This window comes from Peribacillus sp. RS7, assembly GCF_041956845.1.
Lineage (GTDB): Bacteria > Bacillota > Bacilli > Bacillales > DSM-1321 > Peribacillus.
The window spans coordinates 4,779,121-4,804,748 of record NZ_CP168135.1 but is presented as its reverse complement, the minus strand read 5'-3'; the positions used below and the strand labels follow the sequence as shown (position 1 = coordinate 4,804,748).

Here is a 25,628-nt window from a genome sequence, read left to right as displayed (position 1 = left end):
CAACTGCGAACACCACTTTATCTTATCACCTTAGTGTAGTTTATGGTTTGAATCTGCCATTTAAGAGTCAAGGTCTTCATTTTTATATTCTTTGTTAGCATTCTTATAAGCTTTCTTCGCCTGATCAATATCTTTGTTTTCGATAAAGTAAGCTATCGCGGCTTGCCCGATTCCATACGTAACAGCACCCGCTACCGCACCGGAAACGGCTAGACCAGCCCCTGGTATGAAACGAACTGCAGCCCTGACACCCTCCCTGACAAGGAGACCGATTCCAGCATTGATGCCTAATGCTGTTATGAATTCACCTGCCGTTTTTGTATTGATGTCCTTATCCGCGATAAAACCAATCACTACAATCATCAACCCTTGAATGCCGGTCAAAATGGGAAAATCGGCAAAAGGTATTGGCTCTGCACCGATTAATCCGGCAATTGCGGTAAATGTTCCCACGATCGTCCTCGCGAATTTCTTCTTAACGATTTGGCTTTGCATGGCTTTGGCCGTCTTCAGCTTCGCTTCACTGGGTAAGGCCTCGATCAAGTAATCAGAAAGCAAATCGATGTTCCAACGCATATCATATTCAATATTTCCGCTTTCATCGAAATCAATATACGAACAAATCGGAATGATGTTCAATAGTGGGATTTCACTTTCGTTAAATCGCTTAGCCATCAAAGCAATCGCTTCATCAATATTTTGTTTTTTCTTTGGATTGGCATCAAAAGGTGCTTGTTTATAATGTGGAGGATCTAACTCATCCACCTGGGTGACCACACAGATGACGGGTACATCATAATGGTGATTCTCTTTAACGATCTTGCGCAGCTTGTTCAACTCTTTCAAATCCTCTTCAACCCGTGAATCCGTTTCTTTAGCTTTAATCAAGAAAAGAAACACATCAGGCTGTTCTTCGGTTACCGCTTTTATCAATTCATCCATTGGTGTTTCTTCTTCAAATTCTTCCGTGGGAGTTTCACTCTCACCCAACCCGCGGGAGTCAAGCAAACGAATTTTGGGCTCAGCATCACTTGGGTACCAAAGCCATTTTCCCTTACCCGTTCCAGATTTAACGGAACTGACATATTGCTTTTCCTGACCAAACATCGCGTTGATCAGTGATGATTTTCCAGACCCACGCCTTCCGACAAGAGCAATTCGCGGTTCCCTTGCATCAACCGTCATCGTTTTGAGCTTCAATAGCTGGTCGAGCATTTTGTTCTTTTTCGATTGTGAAATGGGCAGCTTATCTACCTGGCCTTTAATGAAACTGAATATGCTTCCCATTTCATCGTGTCTTTCCACCATCACGCATTCCCCCTTGTTAAGAAGTGTTTTAAGTAACATTTACCCTTTAACGATTCAATTTAAGCATGTAACTCGAATCTCCTTACAAACTTAAGGGGCTCCATTTCTAATAATTTATTTAAGTTTTTTCTTTTAAGAACATAACGACACTTGCCATGTATTTTTGAATTTCCTGTACTTGAAAAGCGGCCGAATCCGCAATCTGTTTATAATGATGCTGTCCTTCATCGGTGATTCGTAAATATCGTTTTGTTCGCTTTTCACTTTCCCATCTGCCGACAAGAAGCCCGTTCTCTTCCATTTCATGAGATAAATCGTATAAATAGCCGTTAGACGCGATCCAACCGAACTGATTTTTAAGCAGGTCGCCAATTTCACCCATGTAAATAGGCTTCTTAGTGAAAGCGGTTTTTAAAGTAACATAACGGACAAGGTCCTTCACAGATATTATTTTTGAGAAATACGACCTGTATTCTTCAGGAAGTTCATTAAGAACCGGAGGGTTTTCACCAGATCCCCTTAAGTCGAACATGAACCGATCAATGACCTTCTTCACTTCGGAAAACCGTTCCAGGAAATTCTCTTGGTACCATATGTAAAGCTCTTTTCCTTTTTCAGTTATCTGATAATAATTTCTTCCTTTATTCGTATATAATGATAAATGGTTGGATTCGACAAGCATATTGGATATTTTACATAAATAGTCATAGCTATGCACTTTTCCAGTAAACGTATTTTTTAGGTCCTGATGGATCGCCCTTGGATAATCCGCTTTTAATTTCAAAGAATGCAGTAAGAAAATCGTTAAAAATTCCCGCTGGCTCAACCCAACCGATTCAACCGTTGTAGACAGTTTTTCCCCTTTCTTCACTGTCAACCCCCCCTTTATATCCTTTTTATAAAACTCATCAATTAAATATTTCTTCCTTATCCCTTATTATCCTGTGCTGCCACATAATAGTAAAGTTTTTATTACCTAAGTACTTAGTACTGATTTTTCGTATTTAATCTATTGGGGGATGAGGGGATTCAGAATATTCTGTCGAGGTTTATTGTAAAATAGTTTAAAACAAAAAAAGAAGAAACGGTCCGCGATTAGGCCATTTCTTCTTTTTGTTTATTGTTCCGTTAAAATGATTGGATTTTCTTTTGTAATAACGAGAGTATGTTCATATTGGGCAGAAATCTTTCCATCTGCCGTTCTCGCCGTCCATCCGTCTTGGTCCATTTTCATATGCCATGTTCCTGCATTCAACATAGGCTCAATCGTGATGACCATACCTTCTTTAAGACGGGCACCTTTACCTGGTTTACCATAATGTAAAACGGTAGGGTCTTCGTGCATGGTTTTTCCGATTCCGTGTCCTGTAAAATCGCGGACAACTGAAAACTTTTCACCTTCTGCATATGACTGGATTGCATGCCCAATGTCCCCAAGACGATTGCCTGCACGTGCAACTTCGATGCCTCTATATAGAGCATTCTTAGTTACATCCATTAAACGCTGAGCTTCATCTGAAACTTCACCGACTGCATATGTCCAAGCTGAATCCGCCAAACCGCCGTTTAGGTTCACCACCATATCAATCGTTACGATGTCTCCCTCTTTCAGGGCTTTCTTTTGCGGGAAGCCGTGGCAAATTACATCATTCACCGATGCGCATGTTGCATATTTGTAGCCGTTATAACCCTTTTGTTCAGGTGTAGCACCGTGCTCTGCCAAGTATTTATCGACAAACTCTTCGATTTCCCAAGTCGTGATGCCCGGTTTTATCATTTTAGCGATTTCTCTATGCGTCGCAGCAAGAAGTTTGCCAGCTTCATGCATCAAATGTATTTCTCGTTCACTTTTAATAGTTATCATTTAAAAATCCTCTTTCGTTTTATATCTTTTCTGATTTAATCTCCTTAGTTATCATATGCCTTTTTTTATATAAAAAGCAACCAAAAACCCGGTAAAAATTCACCGGGTTACCTGTAATACTGAGAAAAATATGCATTTGAATTACGAAAGTGCTAACAATGGAGGCTAGCGTTTACGTTTTTACACAAATGAATATTACAGGTGTGAATTACCTAGAACATTATAATCACCCTGGGACTTAATTCTCAAAAATTCTATATCGGCCCATGTGCATTAATTGGGTACAGATTCCCATTTAACGCAAATGAAACTCTTCCTGTTTCCTCTGATACTACCAATACAAGGGCATCACTTCGTTCAGATAAACCTAATGCTGAGCGGTGGCGTGTTCCAAGTTTTTTTCCCCCTGTTGATCTGTCTGAAAGCGGGAGGACATTTGCTGCGGAAACAATCTGATTTTGACTAACCAAAACGGCACCATCATGTAGCGGATTTCCAGGGAAAAAAATTGATTCCAATAAAGAATGGGTTAACTCCGCTCCTATTGAAATACCGGGTTGAATCAATGAATCAAGAGGATCTCCCCGTTGAATCACAATCAACCCGCCATGTCTCAAATTCGACAAATTTTGTACGCAAATTGATAATTCGGGATATTTGTCCGTAAACGGTGACAAATAACAGTTCAAATAAAACGTTGCTGCTTTCATATCGATGTATATGAATTTATCCTTTATTTTCTCGAAATTTCCAAGAAGACAATAACTTTCGTCACCCATTGCGTCTAAGTTATCCTGTAATGCCGATATTACTTGACGTAAATCCTCTTTTAACATTTGTTTCATTGGTGAAAAATCACAATTGCCATTATTCACAGGCATGCACCTCCCTCCTTTTATTATTTCACTTTCTTTTTTTCAATAAATCTCAATGGGCCTCTAAAAGACCATTCTTATTTTCCCTAGCTCTATTTATGCCTTGTTAAATTTATAATTTTGAATGTACTTAAAGTTTGTCTTCACGATAATTAATTATTCATCTTTACTATGACTTCACATTTTTTTATGTCATATGGACAAGGTAAGAGAATAGATATGTTAATGACCTGTTGAAAGATATCCTATAATAAGAGGTGGTATTAGATGCCTTATGTATCAGTATTTGATCAAGGAACGTTTGAAGTTGAAATGGGAAAAAAGTTAGTATTGGCATTGGAAGACAACGGTATAAATATTCTCCACCGATGCGGAGGGAAGGCTAAATGCACAACTTGCAGAGTTGAAATATTGGCAGGTGATTTTTTGGAGGACACACATAAAGAAAAAAAGAGCTTTGAAGAAAAAGGAATGGAAGATCATTTGCGTTTATCTTGTCAAATTTACGTGAATGGAGACATAACCATTCGGCCGATCAAGACGGTAGAAAACTCTGGAATTCCTGCTGGGCCAAGGCCTGCTGACTAAATAGTTTCATAAGTGCCGTAGTTTAATCAAAAAACATCAAAACGACTAAAAATAGTTTTTGTAGTCGTTTTGATGTTTTTTTAATCTTTAGCCAAAAGAGTTACTTCTTTTCCATGACCGCAAAGTAATTATCTTCATTATCAGCAAAATTGAAGACTCTTCCAGATGGCATATTTACAAGTTCTCCCACTTTGATATTCTTCTCCGAAAAGTCTTTATATAATTCATCAAGATTATCCGAGTAAAACATTAACGAAGGTGTATTAAGATTTAATTCAGGCTGCATTTTAGCAATGAACTCCTTATTATGCAGGATGATGCTCGTTTGTGCTTCCTTTGTTGGGGCTATTTCAATCCATCTTAGTCCTTGGCCGTTATCTTCTTCAGAAATTACGCTAAAACCGAATTTTTCCGTCCAAAATTTCAATGACTCATCTTGGTTATTTACATATAACATAATTTGACCGACTTTATTAATCATTTGCTTCTCTTCCTTTCTGCTGGTTCCGTTATTAAAGATATCATTTACGTATAAGCATGATGTTGGTTGGAAATATATAACTGATTTAATCGTATTATAAATGCAAGATTTAATCAATATTTACCAAAATTCAAATTCCCGTCTTTTGGGAAGTCAAATAAATCAACATTTTTTGAATCTCGACAATTGCTTAAAAAAAAGCAGATATCTCTTACGAATTTTGCTTTATTATTTCTTCTACATATTCCAAAAAATCTGTATGTGTATTCCCTTCCAGAAATTGCGCTACCACAGTTAATGGTACTATAACTCAATCTCTCTTTTTGGAATAAAGAACCGTCTCTGATTTAATGCCCCTATGCACCCCATCAAGTGTAGAAGAAAAATGATGTACAGAATCATATTCATACCATTTATAATCTTGATTTATATGCCTTCTTATAACTTACCGATATAGGCACCTATCCTTTTCACAAAATTATCAAAATGAAACTTTAAAAGTTCACTACCCATTTGAGTAGTACTTAATCTTTCCGTATAGGCATCTATATAGCGAATACTTTCAATGGTGAAATCTAAATTTCTCTTTGTTAAGTTCTCTTGATCCCAAGTATCTTCTGACACATCCTGATACATTAATTTCGCAATGCCTTTTAAATCATTTTTTATTAATTTTGTTCTATTTAAGGAACCGAACATATGTCATTTCCCCTTTATTAATTATCTAAGTGTTAATTATAAGTCTCCCCCGATAGTTAAGAAAGGTTATGCAATCTTTATATACAGAATTTTGCAGGACTTTTCGATTTTTCCCAGAACTTCTATACAGAGTATTTCTAAAGGAGAGTGAAATGGTGGTTCTATCAAAAGAGGGTTTGTTTAATATATTGGAAGGCAACAGGAGATTGACGTTGCGGGTGGTGGAAGCCTTTCCTGAAGAGGAATTATTCCACTATACACCGGCCGGGAAGCTTCGCCCTTTCGCAGAGATGGTTAAAGAAATCATGAACATTGAGACTGGATATATTCGTGGAATTGCACTTGGTAAATGGGAGTATCCAGATTCATTTGCTGAAATTACTACAAAAGAGGCACTGTTATCAGCATGCGAAGCAATAAGGGATGATACTAGGAAACTGTGGGAGGAAATGACCGAGGAAACACTTGGAGTGGTGGAAAAGGATCCCTTTTTCGGTCCCTCACAAAGCCACTTTGATAGACTTCAATATGCCTTGGAAAACGAGATCCATCATAGGGGACAGGGTTATATCTATCTTAGAACGCTCGGTATTGAACCACCGGAATTTTTCGTCAGGTAATAATGAAACATAATGTCATTAAACTTGTAGCAACGAAAAAGAAATAAAAAAATAGGAGTGAGATAAATGTCAGTTGATGCATATCTTAATTTTGATGGAAATTGTCGAGAAGCTGTAGAGTTTTACGCAGAGGTTTTTGGAACGGAACAACCAAATATCATGACCTTTGGGGAAACACCGCCTAATCCGGAATTTACTCTTCCAGAAGAAGCGAAAGATTTAGTCATGCATACAAGGCTAAATATTAATGGAAGCAATATCATGTTTTCAGATACTTTTCCTGGTATGCCTTTTGTTGAAGGAAACAATATCAGCCTGGCATATGTCAGTAATGATTTGGATGAAATTAAATCGATCTTTAACAAACTAAGTGAAGGCGGCACTGTTGGTCTAGAGCTCCAAGAAACATTCTGGAGTAAAATTTACGGTCAGTTAACCGATAAATTCGGAATCAAATGGCAATTCAACTTCGAGGGCTGAGAAATGAAATTTGGATATAGGACTTTTCAATGGTGAAAAGTTTCTATATCCTTTTGTATTTCCATCACCAGGAGGCAAAGATATTGTAACTAGCATAGGGAAATAGTTAAATGATAGGGAAAAATGAATACACAAAACGGCTGTTGACTTCACCCTAACCCTAACATGATTTTTTTGGGTCATGATAAATGGTGTATAGTAATGGGGTACCTTCAAGATATTTAATCTTATCGAATAAATTCGCATTTCCCTGATAATATGTATCGAAAACCGGCTAAACATGAAGACAATAAAGGAGAAAAAATCATGAAAAATAAAATTCAAAAAATCACAACCAACTTGTGGTTTGATAGACAAGCTGAAGAGGCGGCGAAGTTCTACACTTCCATCTTCGAAAATTCTAAGATTGGAAGAATCACCCGCTATGGAAATGAAGGAAATCAAATCCACGGGATGCTAGAGGGATCAGTGATGACCGTGGAATTTGAACTGGAAGGACAAACATTCGTAGCATTAAATGGCGGTCCGCAATACAAATTCACCGAGGCAATATCATTTATCATCAATTGCGATGATCAAGAAGAGGTGGATTATTATTGGGAAAAACTTTCCGAAGGCGGAGACAAAAAGGCACAAGTGTGCGGTTGGCTGAAAGATCAATTTGGTGTGTCATGGCAAATTGTCCCTGCGAATCTATCCGAGATGGTCAACGACTCCAATCCTGAAATATCGGAAAGAGTTATGAAAGCGCTGCTCCAAATGAAGAAAATTGACATTAAAACTTTAAAGCAGGCGTATATAGGATAGGATCCAAGAAACTACTATCTAGCAAGTTGTGTTTATTCCAGAAAAGTGTACGATTTTGAAGTGACTAAAGCCTAGTTTCTCGGTATTGCAGGCGTGAAAGTAGGTTTTGATATTTGAATTTCCTAAAATTTAAAATCCGCATTTTTCTGGCGATACCCTATTAGAAAAGTAAAATCTTCTTAAGTATAATGGCATAGTTTTTAAGGGAGAAATAGAAACGATGGACAATATATTTACACAGGCACTTCAACGTGGCGATGAAATAATAGAAAGAAAAATCCGCTACGACTCCATAGTTGTTGATCACATCTGTATGCTGATAAAAGCACAAAATCAACATGTCGTGCTTTTTCATGAAATCATGGATTCGTTCACGATGAAAGCAGGTTCTATAAAATTAACCATTCCTATAGGCAGTTATACGATTGCTTATTATTGGAAGGATCGCCCTTATAATCTCTACATTTGGAGGGATAATGAAGGGAATTATCTAGGTTCCTATTTCAATATTGTAAAAAATACATATATGACGGATAGATTGGTATCCTTTGAAGATTTGATCATTGATATTTTGGTTCTTCCTAATGGGGATTACTTTATTTTGGACGAAGATGAGTTACCTGTGCCATTAGACCAATTTGAGAACGGTTCTGTTAAACAAGCCCTAAACTCTTTACTTAATTCCATTGATAGTCTTCTATCACAAACCATTTCAGAATCCGGGAAACTCTATAAACATAAAGACATTCTTCCATGGTTGAACAAGAGATGACATTGGTTTCGATTCTTTAAATTTCACAACACGAAAACCATTACCATAAACAAAAAGCCTACTTCAGTAAGTAGGCTTTTTGTTCTCCCTCACTCACCATCAGCTTGAGCCGATAGACTGTCGGAAAGATCCTCAATGTTCTTGGATACCTTCGCACTGTATGAGTAGTCACCGTAGCAATATGGATATCGGAAATTCTCTTTGTCTCCGCCGCAATCATAGAGCGTGGGGTTTTTTTCTACCTGAAGCATGGAGAACCTCTTCGCAAGCTCTTCATTATGCTTGCCCCCTTCATTCGCAACGAAATCAATATAACCAATTCCCATGTTATATGCTTGAATGATCGTGGCAAAATCCACGCCCTTTTCATTGCCATATTCATTGATTCTCTTAAAATGTTTTACCCCATACTTAATGCTCTCCGTTGGATCTGTGATTGTATTTGGATCAAGCCCCGCTGACTCAGATGCCTGCATTGGGTCACCGCCCCGCCCTCGGCTTTCCTGCTGCATCAAAGCAATCAATGTCGAAGTATGCTCCTCAAGTCCGTACTTAGCCAACTCCTCACGTAGAAGTGAACTATACCTTTTCACGTTCGCAAAAGAATCAAGCGTATTTACTGATGTGGAAACATTTTCGGAATAGGGGGTTTGCATGATTTCCTTTATGAGCAAAAATACGAAAATCAGGATAAAAATCACAAAAAAATTCTTTGATTTCTTACGTTTCTTCTTCAAATTCTCTCTCCGTTATCTCTAAGTTATATATTTATATCTTAACAAATAGTAAGAGTAATAACTATTTAGAATACCAATTAATAGTTCAATAAAATGAGCTTAATGAAATTAGTAATCAATCTTCAATTTCTGACCTTAGTGTCAAACCCTAATGCACCTAAGCTCACTCACGTATATTTATTCGGACAATGAGACACCCTATTGGTTGGAGGTGATATGTATGGACAAGGAGAATGAAAAAGAAGAAATCCATGATGATAAAAAGAAAAAATATAGAAAAGAGTTTGGGGCAGATCCTGATGAACAAGAAATGAATGGTCTGTATGGTATGTTGGAAACAGAATATGAAGATAAGCTTCACGATAAAGAAAAGTAAAGATTGGTTTCTTTAATATATGTTAAGCGCCTTATATGGCGTTTTTTTTTATGTGTTCATCTGTTAGGAGCTTATTGAATCTATTCTAAAGGGTCGTATTTTGTTTCATATGAACAGATTTTTGAATGTGCAATAAATCGAAAACCCAGAAAGTCTTCGTTTTTTCCAAATTTGAATCCGTTTGGTCACTAACTATTAAGGATACCATTAAAAAGGGAGTGACCTAATACAGTCACTCCCTTTGCTTAATTAGTATTGTGAAGATTGTCCGCCATCAATCGGAATGACTACCCCGTTGATGAACTCTGATTCCCCTGATAATAGGAACGCGACTAAACGGCCGACTTCTTCAGGTTTACCGAAGCGTTTCTTAGGATTCACACTGACGAAATCCGCCATTGCTTCCTCCCAATTCTCTCCGCCTATTTGCCTGAATGAACCTTCTACCATCGCTGTTAAGATTACTCCTGGTGCAATGGCATTTATGCTGATTCCATATTGACCATATTCTATGGCAGCTGTTTTTGTTAAGCCTGCTACAGCATGTTTACTTGCAACGTACGCACTTTGGTTAAGCACAGCACGAATTCCACCTACGGAGGCCACGTTCACCACTGCCCCTGATCCTTGTTCTTTCATGATTGGCAGAATGTATTTCATACCATAGAATACACCATTGATATTGATGTCGGTTACTTTGTTGAAAACTTTGCTATCGTATTCCGCCATTGGGGCCTGTTTACCTTCGATACCCGCATTATTATAGAATCCATCGACTCTACCATATTTGCTGACTGTTTGGTCTACATAGTTCTTTACTGCTTCTTCATCCGATACATCTGCAGTAATCAGAATCACGTCGGATTTTGGTGCAATTTCTAAGATTAATTTTTTTGTCACTTCCAAAGTTGCATCGTTTAAATCAATTAATGAAAGTTTAGCCCCTTCTTTAGCCATTTCCAATGCGGCCGCTTGTCCTAAGCCTGATCCTGCCCCAGTAATGATTACAACTTTGCCATCGAATCGATTGCTCATATGTCAAAACTCCCTTTTTTAAGTTATCGAAAATCTATTTGATTATACTGATTACCCCTTAAAGCTTAGGAATCCATCATCAACCGGAATGACTTGTCCATTAATGGCATCCGCTTTTTCAGAGAACAAGAAGGTTACTACTTCTGCAACTTTTTCTGGCTGAATCAATTTTTTCCTCATATGGAGTTGTGCCAAACTGTCCAGGAACTCTTGATCGTCACCAATGATCGGTGTTTCGATAAAACCTGGTGCCACACCGACAACACGAATCCCATATTGCGCAAGTTCAATTGCTCCAGATTTGGTCATGGCGATGACTGCAGCTTTTGCAGCATGGTAATTAAAGCTGCCAATAGAAACCATCGTCCCATATATTGAGGCTGTATTAACGATTGTGGCGCCTGTTACACCAAGCTCCACCATTTTCCTTGCTGCATAATACATGCCATAATAAACGCCGTGTTGGTCAACATCCACGACTCTGTGGTATGACTCTGGATCCATCTCCAAAAATGGTTTTACTAGTCCAATTCCAGCGTTGTTGAAAATGCCATTGATGGTGCCATGATTGGCGATTGCAGCTTCGACCATCGCTTCCACTTCTTCCGCTTTAGCTACATCCACTTTCACAAAAGATGCCGTGCCTCCCTTTTGTTGAATGATCTCCGCAGTTTCCTTAGCCGCAACATCATTGTAATCAGCCGCTACGACAATAGCTCCCTGTTCAGCTAATTTATATGCCGTTTCCTTTCCAATTCCGCTGCCTGCTCCTGTAATTATTATGACCTTTCCTTTTAAACTCATCTATTCGTCCCCCAATAATAAAGTTTTTGCTTATCAGATTAAAATGGCCCCGCCGTCGATTACAAGTTCTTGACCCGTAATGTGGCTGGAAAGATCGGATACTAAGTACATCATTAGATTTGCAATTTCCTGCGGTTCGGCATAACGGCCATCCGGAGTTGTTGCTTCCAGCTGTTTTCTAGCCTTTTCAGCTGCCGCGGAATCACCTTGACCAAATCCGCTTTCAATCGAACGCATCATAGCGGTATTGACCACACCGGGGCAAACGGCATTCACCCGGACACCATGGGGAGCAACTTCGACACCAGCTGTTTTCGTCATTCCAAGAACCGCATGTTTACTTGCGCCATATGCCACCATGTTTGGCGTTGCCAGTAAACCAGCTCCAGAAGCAGTATTCACGACCGCCCCGCTTTTTTGTTCGATCATATGGGGCAATACATGTTTCAAGCCCAAGAAAACGCCGCGTACATTTATTGACATTAATTGATCGAAAACCTCAGCAGGATAGTCAATAAGCGGCATTATTTTGCCTTCCCACCCTGCATTATTCAGGAAAATATCGATTTTCCCATAGAAATCTATCGTTTTTTGAACATAATTTTTTATATCGTCTTCCTTTGTAACATCGGCTTTAACGAATTTCGCTTCGCCGCCTTTTTCTTTGATTTTATTTACCGTTAGCATGCCAGCCTCTTCGGAAAGGTCTACAACAACCACTTTGGCTCCATTTTCTGAAAGTGTAATAGACGCTGCCCGGCCGATACCCCCGCCGCCACCGGTAACGATTGCTACTTTTTCTATAAAATCAAATGTTTGCATAGTATTCTCCCTTTCTCCCTTTGATCTTCGTGATGATATTCTTTATTGAATACGGTTACATCATAACATTATTTTTGTCGATTGTCGACAATTTAACTTTAGAGTCGTCAAAGACTCTACATCACTCCACGATTCAAGGCTTCATGAATTTCACTTTTTGCTCTAATGACATCGTCTTCGAGAATGGCCTCAATGGACATTTTTAAACTAAAATGGAAATTTTCCATTGTTTCAATACTCCATTGACTTTGGGCAAAAACCATGAGAATATGACTGGCCTCTTCAAAAAATCTTGATAAAGCTTTGTTTTTAGCGATTGAAAAAATATATCGAAATATCTGTGTAGCCCTTTTTTGATACTCGATTACATTACTTTTTTCACACACATCGGTTGCACTTTCCAAATGCTTTCTTAATGATTGCTTATTTTCTTCGTGCCAATTCCCTTGGGAAAATTCAATCCCCATTTGGATCAGCCCAATCGCAACATCATTATATTCAATGATTTCCTTTTGTGAAAATGGCTTGACGATCGTTCCCCGCCTCGGTATTCTCTCAACAATACCGTCAACCTGCAATAGATACAGGGCTTCGCGAACTGGTGCACGGCTCGTATTCAATTCTTTGGAAATGTCTTCTTCGACGATTTTCTCTCCAGCTTCTATTTCCCCTTCAATGATTTTTTTTAAAATGTGTTTAGCGATTTGTTGTGGCAGCGATTCTCCAAAATAAATGCCATCTGTCAAATTGGAAGTATTTCCAAACATCTTTCAGCACTCCTATACTTCTATAATAATTAATTTTAGTCATTTTAGTATATCATATTGATAGGAATTATCTTCCTTATAAATTTACAGCACCCGTAATGGAAACAACCAAAACGTCTTAAACCATGTCCTATGGGTAAAACCCAGGCTGTTGACAAAGTTTTTTTCAGTAATCCCTCCATTTTGTCGACAAACTGAGAGCCCGACTAATAGAAGGGCTCCATATGCACTATATTAATCCACGAGCCTCGGTTTTGCTGGATCGCAGTTTGGCTTTTCTGTGTTTGTCGACTCAGCGAGTTTGGTTAAATAATAACATTCTTCACGCCACATATGATCTGCCATTAATGGGGAAAGCGTTCCAAGAGCCTGTGCACTAAGCTCAAGTTCCTCCAATTCAAGCAGAAAGTGCTGAAAGAGTTTAATCTCCAATGTGACGTCCGCATTCATTTTTTCCAATGCTGGGAATGTTGACAAATTGGTTCGTAAATATCCAGCCATCTCAACAGCTTTAATATAAAAATCATTAAAATGTTTTTTATATTGTTCACTTTTCTCCTTTAATCTTTTTTCAACTTCATCCATATTGGATGATATTGCACCTGCATGCCCTGCCGCATCTAACAACCAAATCAAATGATGATGGAGTTCATGAAAAACCGGCGGCATTTGATTTGAATTGAAGTATTTCAATAATCTTAAATATTCTTCTAATTCGTTCACCATATGATTTAGGAATGTAGGTGAAAGATGTATTTTAATTTTACCTACCAGATGCTCTTTTAAAAGGCATAGCTTAAACTCACGAAGTCTTAACGCCTCAGATTCTGCAATGGCAGTAAGTTGCGAAATCTCCTCCGAATTGGCTTTACCAAGGAGAGTATCAAAAACTCGAATGAATTCTGAGGCCATTTCAATGTTTTCCACTTCAACCGGAGCTAAAGACTCATGGATGAACCTGGCATGGTCACCTAAGATTTGCAGCCAAAAACGATGCTCGAATCTTGCTGTTTTCTCCAAAAACTCGTTCATTTGCTCTCCCCCATATTAAAAGTAACGAATCCCCACTTATATATACTCTGTTTATAACTAATTGTTTTAGCTGTTATTTAATTCCCTGGAAGTTATCTGCAAAAGCAAACATAATATTTGTATTGATGTAACGGTTCAGATTGTGGTAAAATCCGTAAAATTATGATCATTTGGAGGAAGGTAGATTGTCAAAGGAAATAATGAATTACATTGACTATCCAATGGTGAAAATTCCAGGGGGAGAAATAGAATTAAGGGACGATAGAATAAAAAGCAAATGGAAAGCTGAAATAAGCCCGTTCCTTCTTGCCCGTTATCCTGTTACTACGGATCTCTACTATGCTATTACAAATAAATCACCTAATTCTTTTGATCGAGATTTAAAACCTGTTGTGAATATTTCTTGGAATGATGCAATTTCTTTTTGTAATCTACTTTCACAGAAAGCTGGACTGGGAGAGTCTTATTCTATTAATGGTGAAAACATTGTTTGTGATTGGGAATCAAACGGTTTTCGACTTCCTTCAGAAGCAGAATGGCAATATGCATGTAAAGCCGGGACTGCTGGTTATAGATACGGAGAGCTGAATAAGATTGCCTGGTATAACGAAAATTCAGGGGGCATAATCCATGAAGTAGGAACAAAGGAACCAAATCCATGGGGGCTGCATGATATGTTAGGGAATGTTTGGGAATGGTGTTGGGATCTATATGATGAACAAGTGTATGGCACCTACCGTATTTTTCGAGGAGGTAGCTGGGCTGAGGATGCCAGGGGTTGTGGAGCTTCATGTCGTCGGCGCAGCCATCCGACATTTTGCATAGACGACCTAGGATTCCGTCTTGCCCGGTCTTTTTAACTTCAGCAACAAGCCAAATTCATTCAAGGCTTTACAGTTTTACTAACGGATAACAGGTGGGGAAACAGAGAAAGACCAGCTGTATGCACCCAAAAATGAACTGGGTTCATTCCAAAAAGAATCGCATCAAAGTTTAAGTCCAGAAAAATGACTCTTCTTACATGTATCCTAGTCGTACATCCATCCATATTTATTTCCATTTTTTGTAAAGGTTCCGATGGGTACAAAATAAAAAAACCTGATAATTTATCAGATTTTTTATAATTTTCATCATTCGATTACCAGAGAAATGCGAGAAAGACTAAAGATGCAATTGCACCAAAGGCAAATCCATTTGCGGCACCCCACCCATATCCTGCATTAAAACCTCCATAACCAAAACCCCCAAAGTTTCCGCTACCGTCAAATGGACGAATATATACACGGTTTGGCGTAACCCGGTGTATGATTCCCCGATGTACGGTTCCTCTACTTGTCCGAATTTCAACCGGTCTTCCAACACCTTGCCTGCATTTGTGATAATAATTATGATATCCCATTTTGCACTCCCCTTGTTAGTCGATTCTACATCGTATGCATTCGGGGACTAGCCTGCATGGATTAAATACCCACCAATCCTTTAAAAGTCTTTCCCGTATTCCTTGTCAATAGTAAAACACTCTTTGAAACCAAAGCATAAAATACTTTTATACATGTACCAAAGGAGATTATGCCATGAACCATTCATACCAAGACGCACTAGCCATATTTGGAATTGAAGGGGCACACCCTGGTGGATTTGAACTGACTAAGCAACTCTTGAAAAATGAAAAAATCGATCATACGTCAATAATCCTTGATGCCGGATGCGGGACAGGGCAAACCTCATCTTACTTGGCAAAAACGTTTCTTTGCCAAGTATCCGCGCTTGATAATCACCCTGAGATGGTCAATCATGCAAAAAAAAGATTCCAACAAGCTAACTTAAGCATTGACCTATATAAGTCTTCAATAGAAGAACTGCCTTTTGACAATAATTCTTTTGATTTTATCATAGCCGAATCTACGACTGCATTCACTGATATACAAAAATCACTCCGTGAATTCTATAGGGTCCTTAAACTAGAAGGAACTTTGTTATCCATTGATATGACAGCAGAAACCAGCCTTGATTCTGCCTCAAAAAAAGAAATCATGAACTTTTATAATTTAAGAGAAGTATTGACGCAATCCGAATGGTTAAAGGCCTTCCAACAAAACGGATTTACAGATCTAAAAATCTTGAGATCGAGTACCGTATTAGAGGGATTATTGAATTCTTCAGCATCAAGTAGCCCCATTCAGCCTTTGAATGAATCCTTGAAACGAGTCATGGACGAACATTACCGCCTAATTTTGTCTTACGGAAACAGCCTCGGTTATAGAGTATACAGAGCAAGTAAATCATCCAAAAAAGAACATCCAGCTCTCCAACATGAAAAACCCTGCTCATCACTTTGAAAGTGAATGTGAGTGGCAGGGTTTCCAATTCAATTGTAACGCGGGTTATCCCTTCTCCGTCACTCCAGCGAATCGATTTAAGAATGAGAGTATTTTTCGATAGACGGCAATTTCATTTTCTTTTTTGGAAAAACCATGTCCTTCATCTGTTAGAAGCATATACTCGACATCTCTTCCTTTGTCCTTCAATGCTTGAACGATTTGATCTGATTCCTCTTTGACGACACGGGGATCGTTTGCTCCTTGAATGACAAGCATTGGTTTTATCATGGATTCCAAATAGGTGATAGGCGAATACTCGATTAGTTTTTCCTTATCTTTTTCCGGATTTCCTACCCACTGATCCATAACGGGCTTCCAGTCTTCTGGAACGGAATTGATAAATGAGAATAGGTTGGATGGCCCGAAAATATCGACAACGGCCTTAAAATAATCCGCATGGCGTCCGTGTAGCAGCAGTGCCATATACCCGCCGAAGCTTCCACCCATCAATAGAATGTTCCCTTTTTGTGCATGTCCTTGTTCAATCAGCCAATCAAGGCCGGCTACATTATCAAGTCGTGGCCCATTTCCCCAATCTCCCTCTACCATTTTCATGAATTCCAACCCATAGCCAGTAGAACCCCGAAAGTTTGGCGCAAAAATACTGTAACCGTGATTCAGGAAAAATTGAAATGAAGCTCTAAAGAATTTCCGTTCTGCTGCTTGAGGTCCTCCATGAGGCCAAAAAATGACTTCACCATTATCATTTTCCTTGTTTGGCCTAAAAAATAACGATTCGATCTCCAAGCCATCAAAGGATGGGTATGTAATGATGTCCGGTTCGACCAATTCATTAGAATCGACGCCAGGAACCGTATATTTAGTTAATGACACCCACTCGTCACCTGATCTTTTATAAATATTATGAGGCTTGGTTGCGCTCATGCCGAATAAGTAAAGCGTGCCTGATGCAGCGACCTCAAGTTTATTAATGACGCTGCATGGCACAGGGATATTTCTCCAATCTTCATTTTGCAGATTGAATTCATATAACTGATCCTCTACACCCTTTTGACTGGTTACATATAATAGTTGATTCTCTTTACTATATTTCATCGCAGTAAAACTCTCATTCTCCAATTCTTTAACTTTAATGAATCGGTTTGTTTCAAGGTTGTATGAAGCCAAATAGGTAAAATCCGAATCATAATCAGTTAATAAATATATCATCGAATTTGAAACAAAAACACCATCATTCACTGTGTGTTGTTTCTCGGTAGGCGGCGTGAGCAGGACATGTTCGTGCCCGCTTTTTGCATAGAGAAGGGAATATGTATTTGCATAGTGTTTGTGATAAAGAAAGGTTTTTTCATCGGGACTAAAACCAAGGATATAGGTCGCTGCATTTTTCCCCTCCAAGACCTGTGTTTCCTGTCCTGATTCTAAATCTAAACAATAGGAATTTAGAAAGGAAGGATTTCCCCTTGATGTCGTATAATAGAGTTTTTTGCCATCATTCGATAGAATTGGCATGAAATTACGTGTATTTTCATGGTGGACGATTTCCTTCATTTGCCCGCCCTTCAAGGGAACTCCGTAAAACTGGGTATTTTCGTTACCATCTTGATCGAAACCAGCAATTATAAACCGGCTCTGTTTATCAAATAACAGCTCATGGCAGCTTTGATCAATGGATGTAAGTGGATAAGGAAAGCAGTTCGGCAAATCCATTCCCCATAAATTATACTTGCCACTCAAATTCGTACTGAAGACCAGATGTTTTTCATTTGGACTTACTACAAAATCAGTAATGGAAAAAGTTCGTAAAAATTGCTCAACATCAGGTTTGGGAAAAGTGATCATCATGGCAACCCCTTATTTTTATTATATAATGAAAATTCTGTAATTAATTGTACCATATTTTTCCTTATAGCTATAGATAAAATGAATTTCATGAAATTCATGATCATCAGTTCTAAAAAAATAACTACCTCCTGGAGATTTAATCAGCTACGATCAAAACATCCAGGTGTCTAGCTTCTCTTAGTAGACGAGCTGCAATAGATCCACCCATCATTTCTTGCCATCTCGTTCTTGCTGATTGTCCTAAAATGACTTGTGATGCTTTTTTGTCATGTAATTGTTTCTTGATTTCATTGACCACAGATCGTCTATCCCTCGTTGTATATAATTCAAAAACGCCTCCTAAGCGTTGTGTAAGGCTTACCAGTTTATCTAGTATCACCTTTTCATCAGTTTGCAGTTCATTTTGATGTTTTACGAAAATAACATACCAATCCGCTTTAAGACGATAGGCTATGCGAAACCCCCTTCTAATTAAACGCTCAGCATTTGCTCTAAGATTGACACTGACAAAAATCACTTCATCTTTTCTCCATGGTCCTCTAACTCCTTCCTTACGTTTCATTGACTCTAACCTGTCATCCACATCATCTGCTAATTCACGGAGCGCAAGTTCTCTCAACGCTATAAGGTTTTGTGTCTTGAAGAAATGGCTAAGGGACTGTTCCACTTTATCCATGGCATATATATTACCTTCCTCCATCCTTTTTCTGAGCGCATGTGGTGAGATATCGATCAACTCAAGTTCATCCGATAATTGAAGAATGCTGTCGGGTACTGTTTCTCTTACGGACACACCTGTAATTTGCTTGACATTATCTTTCAAACTTTCTATATGTTGAATATTCATGGTGGAAATAACCGAAATTCCGGCTTCCAAAATGGTCATTACATTTTGATATCTTTTTTGATTCTTGCTTCCCGGTACATTCGTATGTGCTAATTCATCTATCAGGACTACTTCAGGATTCCGAATGATAATTGAATCTAGATCCATTTCCTCCAATAATACGTTTTTATATGGAACAATTTTTTTTGGCATGATTTCTAAATTTCCCACTTGGGCAGCTGTCTCTTTACGCCCGTGTGTCTCCAATAATCCAATCACTACATCAATTTCATTTTCCTTCAGGTGATTTGCTTCCCTTAGCATTGTATATGTTTTCCCAACACCAGGAGCAGCTCCGATATAAATCTTAAATGTCCCTTTTTTCACCCTTTCGACTTTATCATGCATTTCATCGGGCGAGAGCCTGCGATAAGGATTTTCCCTCCTTTTTTCCGTCTTGATTGCGGGAATGATTCTCTCACCAATTGCTTTTACTCGGTCTGCCACAATATAAACATCAATGCCCTTGGATTTTCTCAATATTTTATTGACTATGGAACCTTTGACCATTTCTTCCCACACTGGCTTTTTGGATTGGCCCAGGATAATTCGAGTTATATAATGGTGCATGGAGAATCCAACTATTTCTTCTGCTATTTCGTCTCCCTTCATTGTAATCTCAATAAAACTTCCATTTAATTTATTGATCAGTTTTTGCATGGAGCTTTTAAAGATTTCTTCCTCTTTTGATAGTTTTTTTGATAGTGGGATAAAGCTGCCGATTATAAGCTCACCGCCCAACCGCTTGGCAATCTGATCTCCTCTTCTTATTAATATGGAGCCATTCCAATGATATTGGACACAGACCAATATTCGTTCCGTGGCACCTGAAGGCCCCATTAACCCTTCTAGTTCCCTGTGTTCAGTCAGGTCCTCTTCAACTTCTTCCGCTAAAAACCGAAGTGACAATTCCCTAAGAGTGGCTAGATTTCCGTTGTTGTAAAACTGTAACGGCCCTTCGTCGTCTTTTTTACCGATTTCCCCTTTTTGCAGACGTTTTAATATGGCTTCAGGGGTGACATCCAATAAACGTACTTCATCAGCCTTTGTCAAAGTATCTTCTGGAAGTGTAACGTCTACGTGAAGTGGAAGATTCAGTAATTGTTCTGCGACTTTCTTCACCCCTTTCAACTCATAAATATTTATCGTCGTAATGACACTGATTTCATTCCTGATTAATTCCATAACGTCGTCCAATCGGGTGGCGTTTTTTGAATTTATATGATTTTCATGAGCCAATCGATCAACTAAAACAACCTCCGGATTCCGTTTGTAAATCTTATCTAAATCAAGATCCTGTTCTACGTGTTCATTTCGCTCCCATTCTATAGTTGATATAAGTTCAAGACTCCCTAATTGTTTAATTGTCCCAGGACTGCAGGAATTGTTGACTACCCCGACAACTACATCAATCCCACGTTTCTTCATTTCATTTCCTTCAAGAAGCAACTGGTAGGTCTTGCCTGAACCGCTTACAGCTCCAAGTATGATTTTCAGCTTTCCCCTTTTGATATTGGAAATCGACTCTAGAATTTCATCTGGTGTTCTCCTTCGAAATTGTTCCGACAGAATTAACACCTCCATTATTGTTCTATTTCAAAAGGAGAGTCGTCTAAACCCTCCAAAATATAATTATTTTAATTCGTCCAATGCCATATTCAACTCCAAAACATTAATTCGGGGTTCACCAAAAATTCCAAGTGACCGGCTGCTTGTATATTTTTCCACGAGTAGATATACTGTTTTTTCAGATAATTCCCTTTCTTGAGCTATACGAGGAACCTGTACCTTCGCTCCATTACGGGAAATATTGGGATCAAGCCCTGATCCCGAATTCGTCATCAAGTCAGATGGAATGTCTGCTTTATCGATAGTAGGGTTTTCTTTTAAAAAGTTCGAAATGTCTTTTCTTGTCCGATCTATCATCTTCTCATTTGAAGGAGAAAAGTTTGGCGAACCTGAACCCGCCGCATCATATTCAATAGAAGAAACACGGCCTTGAAAGTAACCGGGTTCTTTAAAGGATTGGCCGATCATTGCGGAACCTATCAATTCACCCGATTCATTTTTAATTAAACTGCCCTCTGCTTTCGCAGGCATCATCAACTGTGCTAGCCCTGTCATAAGTAACGGATAGGCCACTCCAGATATGACTAGAAGCACCAAAACCAAACGTAAGTTTTTTAACATGGATTACCATCCTTAATTTATATTTTTAAGACATGCTTAACACAACTAGTAGCAAATCGATCAATTTAATACCAATGAAGGGAACTAACACTCCCCCTAATCCATACAGGGTCAAATTCCTCGTCAGCAATCTTGTAGCGCTCATAGGAACATATTTAACCCCTTTCATCGCCAAAGGTATTAGCAAAGGAATGATGATGGCATTAAATATTAAAGCTGATAATACGGCGCTTTGGGGTGTCGCCAATCCCATAATGTTCAGGGCTTTCATTTGAGGTATCGCCAACATGAACATGGCCGGTATTATCGCAAAATATTTAGCTACATCATTAGCGATGCTAAAGGTTGTCAATGCTCCCCTAGTCATGAGCAACTGTTTCCCAATCGCTACCACTTCGATGATTTTTGTGGGATCTGAATCTAAATCCACCATATTTGCTGCTTCCTTCGCCGCGTTTGTCCCTGTATTCATCGCCAACCCTACATCTGCCTGTGCCAATGCAGGAGCATCGTTTGTTCCGTCTCCAGTCATTGCAACAAGCTTTCCCTCCTCTTGTTCCCGCTTGATGACAGATATTTTATCTTCAGGCTTGGCCTCGGCAATAAAATCATCGACACCAGCTTCTTTCGCGATGGTTTCAGCTGTTAACGGGTTATCCCCGGTGCACATTATGGTTTTAATACCCATTTTCCTTAATTCACCAAATCGTTCCTTCATGCCTGGTTTCACAGTATCTTTCAAGTATATTGTGCCAAGTATACGGTTTCCTTCTGTGACAACCAGTGGAGTACCTCCTTTTTTAGCCACTTCATCACAAGTGTCTTTTAATCCGATAGGCACTTTCCCTCCCTGATGCACTATATATTTCATTATCGTATCAACTGCACCCTTTCTTACCCTTTTCCCATCAGGAAAGTCCGTTCCGCTCATTCTGGTTTCCGCCGTAAATTCAATTCCTTCGGTACCGTTTTTATCCAGCATTTTTTCAGGTAACCCATTTTTTTTGGCGAATTCCAATACAGAGCGGCCCTCAGGGGTTTCATCATGTAAAGATGCGTATACGGCATATTGGTTAAGCTCCTCCTGACATATACCGCTAGCCGGTATTAAGGCTGAAGCCATGCGGTTACCATGTGTTATGGTTCCTGTTTTATCAAGGATGATCGTATTGATATCACCAGCTGCTTCGACCGATTTTCCAGACTTCGCAATTACATTGAATTGTGTTACCCTATCCATACCCGCTATTCCTATGGCTGAGAGTAAGCCCCCGATTGTTGTGGGGATCAGGCAAACCAGTAATGCTACCAAGGTCGCGATTGGAAGGGTAACTTGAATATATGACGCAATCGGTACCAGTGTGGTGCAAACAAGTAAAAAGATAATGGTCAAGCTAACCAGCAGAGTGCCAAGTGCGATTTCATTCGGTGTTTTTTGCCTTTTAGCTCCTTCGACCAAATTGATCATCCGATCTAGGAAAGATTCACCAGGGTCTGCACTGACTTTAACTTTGATATAATCACTGATGACTTTTGTACCTCCTGTTACAGAACTGAAATCCCCACCAGGTTCTTTTATTACAGAAGCTGATTCACCCGTGATCGCTGATTCATCTATGGCTGCCACTCCTTCGATGATTTCTCCATCCGTCGGTATTAAATCGTTTGCGTTCACTAAAACCATATCGCCTTTACGTAATTGCAAGGCATCGACTATTATTACTGATCCATCTTTCTGGATTAACCTTGCTTTAGTATCCTGCTTTGTCTTTTTGAGACTATTGGCTTGCGCTTTTCCGCGTCCCTCTGCAAGAGCTTCGGCAAAATTAGAAAAAATGATCGTTACGAATAAAATGATGGATACTGCAATGTTATACCCCCTATCAGCCACTCCACCAAAAAGCGCAGGAAATATAGACAGAAGAAGTGTAATGGCAAACCCCACTTCAACTACAAACATGACTGGATTGCGAGCCATAACTTTTGGATTCAATTTCTTGAGTGCATCTTTACCTGCCTCATAAACAAGGTTCTTATTTAAACTTGCTATTCGCTCTATTCTCATTTGAAATGCCCCTTTTCAACATTTATCTAATCGTAAGCCATTCTGCAACCGGTCCAAGTGAAATTATTGGAAAGAAAGTCAAAGCTCCAATAATTAAAACCGAGGCTAAAAGAATGACAAGGAACGTACCATTATCCGTTTTGAAAGTTCCTATTGTCTCAGGAACAGGCTTCTTTACAAGTAATGATCCTGCGACGGCAATCATGGCGATCATGGAAAAATAACGTCCGAACAACATGACTAAACCAGTGGAAACATTCCAAAAAGGGGTATTGTCGCCTAAACCTTCAAAACCGGAACCATTATTGGCTGCTGAAGAAGTAAACTCATAAACGACTTGAGTAATGCCATGAAAGCCCGGGTTTGAAATAGCTGCTGAACCCATTTGTGTCGCTAAAGCAATGGCCGATGGAACTAATATGATCAACGGGTGGAGAAGAATCGCTATAGCTATTAACTTCATCTCCTGGCCTTCAATTTTCTTACCCAAAAACTCAGGTGTACGTCCCACCATCAGTCCGGCAAGAAATACGGCCAATATGGAATACATGAGAATATTGACCGTACCCACACCATCTCCGCCAAATACACAATTCACCATCATCATTGCAAGTGGTGCTACACTTCCTAGCGGTGTTAGGGTATCATGCATATTATTTACCGACCCTGTGGTGGCAGCTGTAGTTATACTAGTGAATAATGCACTCTGGGCCACCCCGAAACGAACCTCTTTCCCCTCCATACTCCCATCCTCTTGCGAAAGGCCTATTTCCTCTAATGCTGGATTGCCATTTTTCTCATTAAAATAAGTAATGCTAAAGAAGAGAAGTAACATGAATCCCATTGCTGAAAATAGGATCCAGCCTTGCTTCTTATTCCTCGCCATATACCCAAACGTCAGCGGAAGGGCAGCGGGTATTAGGAACATAGATAATATTTCTAAGACATTCGTGAAACCATTAGGATTTTCAAACGGATGGGCTGAGTTGACCCCAAAGAATCCTCCTCCGTTTGTTCCTATGTGCTTAATGGATTCTAGTGCCGCTACAGGTCCCCTTGCTATATTTTGGGTGGCTCCTTCTAATGTTGTAGCGACTGCCGTAGGGCTAAATGTTTGCGGAACCCCCTGGGACACTAAGACTAAACCAATTAAAATCGATAATGGTAGCAGCACTCGAGTAATCGTACGGATTAAATCCACATAGAAGTTTCCTAGGCTCCGCTGACCTGTCAATCCTCTAAAAAAAGCCATACATAAAGCAATGCCGGTAGCTGGGGTCGTGAACATCAAGAATATGATTACTGCCATTTGAGATAAATAAGAAAGTCCCGATTCTCCACTATAATGCTGTAAATTGGTATTCGTAAGAAAGCTTGCAGCGGTATTTAATGCCAACAATGGTTCCATGTTGTCTATCTTGCTGGGGTTGCCTGGTAACCCCCCTTGGAAGCGAATGATAATATAAGAGACTAAGAACATCACTAAATTACTCATTAGCAGTGCCTTGGCGTACTGCTGCCATTTCATATCCACCGTGTTAATGCCGGATAGTTTAAAGATATACCGTTCCATCCTTCCAAACACCCGATCTTGTTTCGTTAATTCAAGGGAATAAACATTCGTTAAATATTTAGCCAATGGTATGGCTAAGATAATCGCAACTGCCAGTACCGCAACGATTTGCACTAGATCCATTTCCTTCTCCTCCGTTAGTTTCCCTTAGTATTTTTCCGGGTATATTAAGGCATGTATTAAATACAACGTAACCGCTCCGACGATGATCATTAAAAACATTTCTCTACTCTCCCTTTGCAATGACTTTATTACAGAAATGAATGAATCCTAAAAAGAGGATAAACGGTGTAGCCATTAATGAAAGTACTATAATATCCATTTTTCTTCTCCCTTCCCGCCCAGCCATTAAATGCCTTTATTCCCCATCACCTCCTAAAAGATTGGTTTCTTATAGTTACTGGCTAAAATCGTGGTTCCTAGCGTTCACCTTTGGATTATGATATTGGACCTTTAACACTGTTCCTTTTCTCAGGCAGACGTCGGTTAAGGCATAAAAAAATAGACCAATGGTTACTTTTCCCCTAGTTTGCAGCCCTGCACAAATCCAATCTCCGTCCTACAGCGTCATGAACGCATCAGAAAAAGAAAGATATACAGAAACAAACATTTTGTTGGAGAAAAAGTAATCATTGGTCTACTTAACGCCCAGCAAGCCAT

The 25,628-nt window shown here is 39.2% G+C and carries 26 protein-coding genes; 8 read left to right on the top strand and 18 right to left on the bottom strand.

The window, feature by feature from the left end; genetic code table 11:
* Positions 1-60 precede the first annotated feature (60 nt).
* From ACDZ29_RS23930 to cdaS, 4 genes are all read right to left on the bottom strand, one after another.
* On the bottom strand, positions 61-1,308 hold the full coding sequence (locus ACDZ29_RS23930; protein WP_375088903.1) for a GTPase: 1,248 nt from the start codon (positions 1,306-1,308) through the stop codon (positions 61-63).
* A 118-nt stretch (positions 1,309-1,426) separates the two neighbouring features.
* Entirely contained in the window at positions 1,427-2,179 is a 753-nt protein-coding gene (locus ACDZ29_RS23925) for a helix-turn-helix transcriptional regulator (RefSeq protein ID WP_375088902.1), read from the bottom strand.
* 246 nt (positions 2,180-2,425) lie between these two features.
* Positions 2,426-3,172 (bottom strand): type I methionyl aminopeptidase, encoded by a 747-nt coding sequence (gene map / locus ACDZ29_RS23920; protein WP_289316415.1) that lies wholly within the window; start codon positions 3,170-3,172, stop codon positions 2,426-2,428.
* 254 nt (positions 3,173-3,426) lie between these two features.
* Positions 3,427-4,047 (bottom strand): sporulation-specific diadenylate cyclase CdaS, encoded by a 621-nt coding sequence (cdaS, locus tag ACDZ29_RS23915; protein WP_289327315.1) that lies wholly within the window; start codon positions 4,045-4,047, stop codon positions 3,427-3,429.
* Positions 4,048-4,314: 267 nt separating this feature from the next.
* Here cdaS and ACDZ29_RS23910 point away from each other — a divergent pair, with 267 nt between their 5' ends.
* A complete protein-coding gene (locus tag ACDZ29_RS23910; protein WP_289325090.1) occupies positions 4,315-4,635 on the top strand; it encodes a 2Fe-2S iron-sulfur cluster-binding protein in 321 nt (106 codons plus the stop codon).
* 100 nt (positions 4,636-4,735) lie between these two features.
* On the opposite strand, the gene ACDZ29_RS23905 is transcribed toward ACDZ29_RS23910, so the two are convergent.
* The gene (locus tag ACDZ29_RS23905; protein ID WP_063233829.1) at positions 4,736-5,116 is read right to left on the bottom strand and encodes a VOC family protein; all 381 of its coding nucleotides are present in this window, start codon (positions 5,114-5,116) and stop codon (positions 4,736-4,738) included.
* Positions 5,117-5,554: 438 nt separating this feature from the next.
* Positions 5,555-5,815, bottom strand: coding sequence for a hypothetical protein (locus tag ACDZ29_RS23900; protein ID WP_375088901.1), 261 nt, complete (start codon positions 5,813-5,815; stop codon positions 5,555-5,557).
* A 152-nt stretch (positions 5,816-5,967) separates the two neighbouring features.
* On the opposite strand from ACDZ29_RS23900, the gene ACDZ29_RS23895 reads away from it, so the two are divergent.
* The 4 genes from ACDZ29_RS23895 to ACDZ29_RS23880 all read left to right on the top strand — a co-directional run bounded on the left by ACDZ29_RS23895 (position 5,968) and on the right by ACDZ29_RS23880 (position 8,494).
* Positions 5,968-6,435 (top strand): DinB family protein, encoded by a 468-nt coding sequence (locus tag ACDZ29_RS23895; protein ID WP_375088900.1) that lies wholly within the window; start codon positions 5,968-5,970, stop codon positions 6,433-6,435.
* Positions 6,436-6,501: 66 nt separating this feature from the next.
* Entirely contained in the window at positions 6,502-6,915 is a 414-nt protein-coding gene (locus ACDZ29_RS23890) for a VOC family protein (RefSeq protein WP_375088899.1), read from the top strand.
* A 306-nt stretch (positions 6,916-7,221) separates the two neighbouring features.
* Positions 7,222-7,722 (top strand): VOC family protein, encoded by a 501-nt coding sequence (locus ACDZ29_RS23885; RefSeq protein WP_375088898.1) that lies wholly within the window; start codon positions 7,222-7,224, stop codon positions 7,720-7,722.
* A gap of 220 nt (positions 7,723-7,942) precedes the next feature.
* Positions 7,943-8,494, top strand: coding sequence for a DUF402 domain-containing protein (locus tag ACDZ29_RS23880; protein ID WP_375088897.1), 552 nt, complete (start codon positions 7,943-7,945; stop codon positions 8,492-8,494).
* A gap of 89 nt (positions 8,495-8,583) precedes the next feature.
* Here the strand turns inward: ACDZ29_RS23880 and ACDZ29_RS23875 are convergent, their stop codons facing one another.
* Positions 8,584-9,231 carry a lysozyme family protein gene (locus ACDZ29_RS23875; protein WP_375088896.1) on the bottom strand — a complete coding sequence of 216 codons (648 nt, stop codon included), beginning with the start codon at positions 9,229-9,231 and terminating at the stop codon, positions 8,584-8,586.
* A 220-nt stretch (positions 9,232-9,451) separates the two neighbouring features.
* Between ACDZ29_RS23875 and ACDZ29_RS23870 the strand changes: the two genes are divergently transcribed.
* The gene (locus ACDZ29_RS23870; protein WP_289325084.1) at positions 9,452-9,607 is read left to right on the top strand and encodes a DUF4021 domain-containing protein; all 156 of its coding nucleotides are present in this window, start codon (positions 9,452-9,454) and stop codon (positions 9,605-9,607) included.
* 249 nt (positions 9,608-9,856) lie between these two features.
* Here the strand turns inward: ACDZ29_RS23870 and ACDZ29_RS23865 are convergent, their stop codons facing one another.
* From ACDZ29_RS23865 to ACDZ29_RS23845, 5 genes are all read right to left on the bottom strand, one after another.
* Positions 9,857-10,642, bottom strand: coding sequence for a glucose 1-dehydrogenase (locus tag ACDZ29_RS23865; protein ID WP_375088895.1), 786 nt, complete (start codon positions 10,640-10,642; stop codon positions 9,857-9,859).
* A gap of 51 nt (positions 10,643-10,693) precedes the next feature.
* Positions 10,694-11,446, bottom strand: a complete 753-nt coding sequence (locus ACDZ29_RS23860; RefSeq protein ID WP_289316447.1) for an SDR family NAD(P)-dependent oxidoreductase — start codon at positions 11,444-11,446, stop codon at positions 10,694-10,696.
* A 33-nt stretch (positions 11,447-11,479) separates the two neighbouring features.
* Positions 11,480-12,268 carry an SDR family NAD(P)-dependent oxidoreductase gene (locus ACDZ29_RS23855; RefSeq protein ID WP_370015063.1) on the bottom strand — a complete coding sequence of 263 codons (789 nt, stop codon included), beginning with the start codon at positions 12,266-12,268 and terminating at the stop codon, positions 11,480-11,482.
* A gap of 116 nt (positions 12,269-12,384) precedes the next feature.
* Entirely contained in the window at positions 12,385-13,035 is a 651-nt protein-coding gene (locus ACDZ29_RS23850; protein ID WP_375088894.1) for a GntR family transcriptional regulator, read from the bottom strand.
* A 234-nt stretch (positions 13,036-13,269) separates the two neighbouring features.
* Positions 13,270-14,067, bottom strand: coding sequence for a DUF2935 domain-containing protein (locus ACDZ29_RS23845; protein ID WP_375088893.1), 798 nt, complete (start codon positions 14,065-14,067; stop codon positions 13,270-13,272).
* A 200-nt stretch (positions 14,068-14,267) separates the two neighbouring features.
* On the opposite strand from ACDZ29_RS23845, the gene ACDZ29_RS23840 reads away from it, so the two are divergent.
* Positions 14,268-14,927, top strand: coding sequence for a formylglycine-generating enzyme family protein (locus tag ACDZ29_RS23840; RefSeq protein WP_375091210.1), 660 nt, complete (start codon positions 14,268-14,270; stop codon positions 14,925-14,927).
* Positions 14,928-15,205: 278 nt separating this feature from the next.
* Here ACDZ29_RS23840 and ACDZ29_RS23835 read toward each other — a convergent pair whose 3' ends face one another.
* The gene (locus ACDZ29_RS23835; protein WP_289325059.1) at positions 15,206-15,466 is read right to left on the bottom strand and encodes a hypothetical protein; all 261 of its coding nucleotides are present in this window, start codon (positions 15,464-15,466) and stop codon (positions 15,206-15,208) included.
* A gap of 175 nt (positions 15,467-15,641) precedes the next feature.
* Between ACDZ29_RS23835 and ACDZ29_RS23830 the strand changes: the two genes are divergently transcribed.
* Complete coding sequence (locus ACDZ29_RS23830) at positions 15,642-16,406, top strand: class I SAM-dependent methyltransferase (RefSeq protein ID WP_375088892.1); 765 nt, start codon at positions 15,642-15,644, stop codon at positions 16,404-16,406.
* A 45-nt stretch (positions 16,407-16,451) separates the two neighbouring features.
* On the opposite strand, the gene ACDZ29_RS23825 is transcribed toward ACDZ29_RS23830, so the two are convergent.
* The 5 genes from ACDZ29_RS23825 to kdpA all read right to left on the bottom strand — a co-directional run bounded on the left by ACDZ29_RS23825 (position 16,452) and on the right by kdpA (position 25,091).
* Complete coding sequence (locus ACDZ29_RS23825; RefSeq protein ID WP_375088891.1) at positions 16,452-18,251, bottom strand: S9 family peptidase; 1,800 nt, start codon at positions 18,249-18,251, stop codon at positions 16,452-16,454.
* Positions 18,252-18,390: 139 nt separating this feature from the next.
* Entirely contained in the window at positions 18,391-20,724 is a 2,334-nt protein-coding gene (locus ACDZ29_RS23820; RefSeq protein ID WP_375088890.1) for a histidine kinase, read from the bottom strand.
* Between the two features lie 48 nt (positions 20,725-20,772).
* Positions 20,773-21,330, bottom strand: coding sequence for a potassium-transporting ATPase subunit KdpC (kdpC, locus tag ACDZ29_RS23815; RefSeq protein ID WP_375088889.1), 558 nt, complete (start codon positions 21,328-21,330; stop codon positions 20,773-20,775).
* A gap of 25 nt (positions 21,331-21,355) precedes the next feature.
* Positions 21,356-23,395 carry a potassium-transporting ATPase subunit KdpB gene (kdpB, locus tag ACDZ29_RS23810; protein ID WP_375088888.1) on the bottom strand — a complete coding sequence of 680 codons (2,040 nt, stop codon included), beginning with the start codon at positions 23,393-23,395 and terminating at the stop codon, positions 21,356-21,358.
* Positions 23,396-23,417: 22 nt separating this feature from the next.
* Positions 23,418-25,091, bottom strand: coding sequence for a potassium-transporting ATPase subunit KdpA (gene kdpA / locus ACDZ29_RS23805; protein WP_375088887.1), 1,674 nt, complete (start codon positions 25,089-25,091; stop codon positions 23,418-23,420).
* Positions 25,092-25,628 lie beyond the last annotated feature (537 nt).